The organism is Paenibacillus zanthoxyli JH29, from assembly GCF_000520715.1.
In the GTDB taxonomy this organism is placed as follows: domain Bacteria; phylum Bacillota; class Bacilli; order Paenibacillales; family Paenibacillaceae; genus Paenibacillus_AQ; species Paenibacillus_AQ zanthoxyli.
The window spans coordinates 1-5752 of sequence record NZ_ASSD01000645.1; the positions used below are offsets into that span (position 1 = coordinate 1).

The window sequence follows — 5752 nt, forward strand, 5'->3', positions numbered from 1 at the left end:
TCAGCTTCTCCGCAAGCGAGGCGAACACGGTGTTGCAGGACAAGGCGAAGCCCTGTTCCAGCGTCAGTGCGCCATGCCCGGCCTCCTTATGGCAGGACAGTCCGTATCTGCCGTAGGCTCCGTGGCAGTGGAACACCTCGCCGGGCGAAGTCACACCGGCTTCCAGCGCGGCGGCGGCGGTGACGATCTTGAAGATGGAGCCGGGCGCAGCCGCTTGCAGCGCCCGGTTGTTCCATTCTCCGCCCTGCGGAGAAATGTCCTCCGGGTTGTAGAACGGCAGCGACACCATCGCCGTTACATCGGCGGATTCCGCGTCCAGCACGACGACTGCGCCTTCCTTCACCCCGTCCCCCTGCACTAGCTTCTCGATGCCTTCCTGAAGACGGCGGTCGATGGTCGTGCGGATCGACAGCGGATAATAAGGATTGGACGGTGTCCGCACCGTCAGCCCGGTGCCTGGAAGACGCTTGCCCTGCGCGTCAACTCTGGCATATACCTCGGTATGTCCGATCCCGCGCAGCAGGGGCTCCAGCGTCTTCTCAAGTCCGGTCATTCCCTTCAGCGGCACCCGGAGATCCGAAGGGTTATTCTTTTTGGCGAACGCTTCCTCATCGCCTTCCTCTCCTGCCGGTTTCTTCGGTACAGCTTCGGACAAATGGCCGAGCCACTGCCGCCCTGTAAGGCTGCCGCCCGGCCTGTGAGCAAACGGCATAACCCGTACGCCGTCAACGCCAAGCCTGCTGATTTCGTCTGCCTGCTGCTGCGAAAGCGCAAGCGGCCCCCCGCCGGACTTTGCGGGCCACAGGAAAGGCTGTGCCAGCCTCTCTCTTTTTGCCCTAAGCTGTTCATAAGGTACGCCGAGGACCTTCGCCAGACGGCGAAGTGAAGCGGTATCCCCGCCTCCATCCGTCCTTGACTGTCCACCCTCCTGCGGAAAAAAAGCCGCCGTCCACACCGTTTCTCCTGCCAGCGGCAGACCATGTCGGTCATACAGCCGCCCCCGCCCGGTATCGAGCACAATCTCCCGTTCGCTCTGAATCTGCGACATTTGGGCAAGAGGGTACTGCCCTCCTGGAACCTGGCGTCCGCTCATAACGAACTGCAGCCAGGCGAGCCGCAGCGCAAGCAGAGCAAAAGCGGCGGCTAGAAAATAGATGGCGCCAACCATTCGTTTGTTACGCTGATGACGTTTATTCTGCATCCTTCTGCCTCCGGACCGAAATTTTTCCTATTATGCCCAGTACGCGAAATAAGATGCGCAAATTGCGGATGATATATGTAAAAGAGCCTTTCGCGGCTGCGAAAGGCTCTTCCTGATCGACTATTTATATCTTGAACAGCGCCAGCTTGTCTTTCAGATTGCCGGAGACGCTTTCCAGGTTGGCCGACAGCGTTACGAGCTGATCGCTCACGTTCTGCTGCTCGCTGCTGAGCGAAGCCACCTCTTCCGAAGTCGCGGACGATTCCTCCGCTACGGCGCTGACATTGCCCATCGCCTCCGACAGCTCAATCTGCGCATCCTTCAGGCTGTCGATCGACTCTGTGACCGATTGCAGACTGGACACAAAGCTGTCCATTTGCCCGCGAACCGATACAAAGATTTCTTCGGTGCTCTTCACAGAGCTCATCTGCTCGGCGAATAGCGGTGTCACTTCGGTAAGCACGTTCACGGTCTCATTCATTTCGTTCATGATCTTGTCGGTGATGCCCGCTACCAAAGCGATGGATTCCCGGGTCTGATCCGCCAGTCCGCGAATCTCGTCAGCTACCACCATGAAGCCCCGTCCGGCCTCTCCGGCCCGCGCCGCTTCTATCGTTGCGTTAAGCGATAAAATATTCGTCTGCTGCGTAATATTTTTCATGACATCGAGCACCTTCAACACGGACAAGGCGGTTTCCTTCAGATTATCCACTTTCTCCACGAGCGCTTTGGTCATTTCCCCGGTGCGGCCGGTCTGCTTCATCAGCTCTTCAAGCTGCTCCGCACCCCTGCCGCTCGACTCGCCCACGATCCGGGCCGCTGTATCCATTTCCTTGTTGGCAAGAATGACGTGCTCCATCTGGCGCGACAATACAGAGGTGATTTCATTGCCTTTTTCCGCTTCTATGGCCAAGCTGCCGGCGCCTTCCGCGATTTCTTCGGTAGCGACCGCAATGTCCCTGGCCGAATCCGCCGTCTTGCGTGATGCTTCCCCTAGCTCGCCTGCCGTCTCCAGTACCTCACGGGCCGTTTCCGTTGTCTGGGAGACCAGCTCCGTAATGCGTTCCATCATCAGATTAAAAGAAGCCGACAGCTGGCCGATCTCATCCGAGGAAGTATAGGGTGTCCGCACCGTCAAGTCTCCCTTGGCGCCTAAGCCCATCAGATCCTTAAGCCGCGCGAGCGGGCGGGCAATCATGCGTACCATCCACACGCCAAGCAGCAGCGCCAGCAGAGCGGCCGCACCGGCGGCGAGATAAGTAGTAAAGAGGATCGGCTTCGCGTCCTTCACAAGCTCGTTGGTCGGAATGATGCCCGCAAGCTTCCAGTCGGCCTTCGCAAGCGAGCTAAAGACGGCTAACAGATCATTACTGGAAGCGTCTTCCGCCTCTATGCTGTTATTATTAGCTTTGCTGTCCTTGATAAAAGTGTACTGCGACGCTTTTCCGTCCTCCTCTTTGACCGAGGATGCAATAACGGTCCCTTCCGGAGAAACAAGCTGAACATGTGAGCCGTCCCCCAGCTTGACGCTTTGGAAAGCGTCTTCAAACAAATCCTTTTTAAGCTCGATCAGAATAACGTAACCCGCCTGGCCGTTCATATCCTTGATGCTTCGGGCGACAGCGACATTGGTGCTGCCCTTCACGCCGGCACTCATCGGGAACCAGTAAAACTGCTGGCTGGCGGATTCTTTGGCAAACCACGGTTGATAGCTGTCGGTATTGGCAACCGCTTGCTTATACCAGTCCGCTGCCCGTATGTCGTTCTTGACCAGATCGCGATTTCCGCTTGAGATAATCTGCAGCTTTTCATTCTCCGGAATCAGGGAAAAGCTTACAATATTGGAGTCCGAGGTCGTCTGATTACTCAGCTTTTTCCCGATATCATCATTGGCCACAAACTGCTCATAATTAGATGAAGCGTTTTCAAGAGTGGTAAGCTGCTCCTGAATTTGCGGATCGAAGAACACCTGTAATGCGAGCGTCTCATACTGATTCAAAATAATATCAAGCTTCTGGGCATTTTGAATAATCGTCTGGCGGTTGGCTTCGGATACGTTATCCTTAATGGTCTCTCTGGCCTTGGTATAAGACATCAGTCCCAGACCCAGCACCACGACGACGATGGACGATAAAAAAATCAGAAACAGCTTTACCCCGACCGATTTAGCGGGATTTACTTTTTTGAATTGCCGCAAGGTTCTATGCAGCCATTGTTTCAAGTCCCTATTCGCTGACTCCGTCCTGTGCCGCACGGATTCGCTGCTGCCTGTCTGATCTAATTTTAACCGTTCTTTACGCCCATTTCTCTTTCTCTCCCGATTAGGAGCTTCCATTCAGATCACCTGCCTGATGAATTTGCAAAACGTTATGTAAGCGATATCTTTTATATCGGCGGACTGGCGGAAATATCTTATACTTGTTCCAAATTTTTTATGTCTTTAGTCCTAATACCTATACAGCGGTAAAAAAAACGGGCGGTGCCCCTGATCCCAGGAACACGCCCGACTTCTACCTTATAAACGCGGCCAAAGCTTATTTCTTTTTCCGCATCATGTCAAAATAAGCCACCGGCTGGTCAACCTTCATCCGAATATGCTGCAAGGGATGACGGGCCGCATCGAGTGGAACGCCCTGTTCATCCTGAAGCTCGCCCACAATCTGCTTGAACGGCAGGCGGTCCGGTCCGAAGAACTCCACCTCTTGACCGGGTTTGAAGTGATTGCGCTGCTGAATCAGCGCCATCCCCGTCTCTGCGTCATAGTCCAGCACGAGGCCGGCAAAATCATACGGCGCGGCTTTTTCTTCCGGCTCATAAATATGATCCTCATGATCCGGCGTGTCGTAGAAAAAGCCCGTATTCAGCGGACGATTAGCCGCTTTGTTCAGCTCATCCAGCCATTCCTGCTTCAGCTCGTAATGCTCGGGATCGGCCATGTAAGCGTCGATTGCTTTGCGGTAAGCATTAACCACGGTAGCAACATAGTGGATCGACTTCATCCGTCCCTCGATTTTAAAGCTGTCTATGCCGGCCTCGATCAAGTCGGGAATGCTCTCCAGCATACAGAGATCCTTGGCACCCATCGAGAATGGATTGTCCTCCGGCTGATGCAGCGGCAGCTGCTTAATGCCAGGCTGCAGACGCTGCGGAGACTGTCCGGCGCTCTGCTCCTCGGAGACCCAGACTTCCCCTGGACGGGCATCCTCGAATAAATCATACTTCCAACGGCATGACTGGCAGCATCCCCCACGGTTCGAGTCACGGTCCGTAAAGTGGTTGGACAGCACGCAGCGGCCGGAATACGAAGAGCACATCGCTCCATGGATAAAAGCCTCGATTTCGATATCGACATGCTCCTTGATCTCGGCGATCTCCTGAAGACTCGTTTCGCGGCCCAGCACGACGCGAGGCAGCCCCTCTTCCTTCCAGAAGGCCACGGCCTGCCAATTCAGCGTTGACTGCTGGGTGCTGAGGTGCACCTCAAGACCCGGGACGGTCCGCAGGGCGATATCCACAATCGCAGGGTCCGCCACAATGATTGCGGCGATGCCGACCTCGTACAGATTGCGCAGGTACTCCTCGATCCCGGCGATATCTTCGTTATGAGCGTAAATATTGGTCGCCACAAATACCTTGGCGCCGTATTTCTTGGCGAATTCTACGCCTTCGCGCATTTCCTCGAAGCTGAAGTTGTCCGCATTCGAGCGCAGGCCGTATTTCTGCCCGCCGATATATACCGCATCCGCGCCATAATGCACGGCGAATTTCAATTTTTCCAGATTGCCAGCCGGAGCCAGGAGCTCCGGTTTGTCCAAGCGGTAACGCTTGCCTTTAAATTGCGCCTTGGCCACAGTGTTCATACCTTTTCTCCCCTCCTCTTCATTTAAGAAAGAATTTCATTCCAATCAATAAACCTGCTCTTTATAAAAGAAACCAAAAGTCAGCTCCCGCTCCGGGTCCTGCAGCGCCCGCACAGTATCCAGCCACTCCTCTTGAAACTCGTACCCCGCAGGGTCTGCGGCATACGCGTCGATCGCCCGGCGGTAAGCCTTAACTGCCGCAACATTATAGGCAGTCGGCTTGAGCAGCCCTTCAATTTTGAAGCTGTGAACCCCCGCTTCCATCAGTATATGCAGGTCTTCCAGGATGCAAAAATCATCCGAGCTCATGATATGGGTGCCGTTCACATCTTCATAGATCGGGAACTTCTCATCGGGACGCTCCGCCTCGACCAAGAACAGACCGCGTTCTTTGCCCAGGCTTCCTCCATCTACCGGCCGCCCCTGGTGAGCCATATAACTCTCCACCAGCTTACGCTTGGAGTGATAAATATTGGTCATTCCATGCACTTGGACCTGGGCCTCGATTTCAAGCTTCGGCACCATTTCCGTGATCTCGTCCATATTCAATTCCCGGGCCAGAACTGCGCGGGAAGCGCCCTTGCGTCCCCAATAATTGGCCGTCACGAAATTAGTGGACGTCATCTCCGCGTTCCAGTGTAGCTTAAGACCGGGCGCTTCACGCCGGGCCGCGGCCAGTACGGCTGGGGCG

At 55.0% G+C, this 5752-nt stretch carries 4 protein-coding genes; all 4 read right to left on the bottom strand.

The features are described 5' to 3' along the window. On the bottom strand, window positions 1-1201 hold a 1201-nt coding region (locus L691_RS0124605), incomplete at its 3' end, for a penicillin-binding transpeptidase domain-containing protein (RefSeq protein WP_025692894.1). Window positions 1202-1325: 124 nt separating this feature from the next. After that, window positions 1326-3536, bottom strand: a complete 2211-nt coding sequence (locus tag L691_RS0124610) for a methyl-accepting chemotaxis protein (RefSeq protein WP_025692895.1) — start codon at window positions 3534-3536, stop codon at window positions 1326-1328. Window positions 3537-3735: 199 nt separating this feature from the next. Continuing rightward, complete coding sequence (locus L691_RS0124615) at window positions 3736-5061, bottom strand: peptidase U32 family protein (RefSeq protein ID WP_025692896.1); 1326 nt, start codon at window positions 5059-5061, stop codon at window positions 3736-3738. Between the two features lie 45 nt (window positions 5062-5106). Further along, window positions 5107-5752: peptidase U32 family protein (locus L691_RS0124620; protein WP_025692897.1), on the bottom strand; the 646-nt coding region annotated here is incomplete at its 5' end.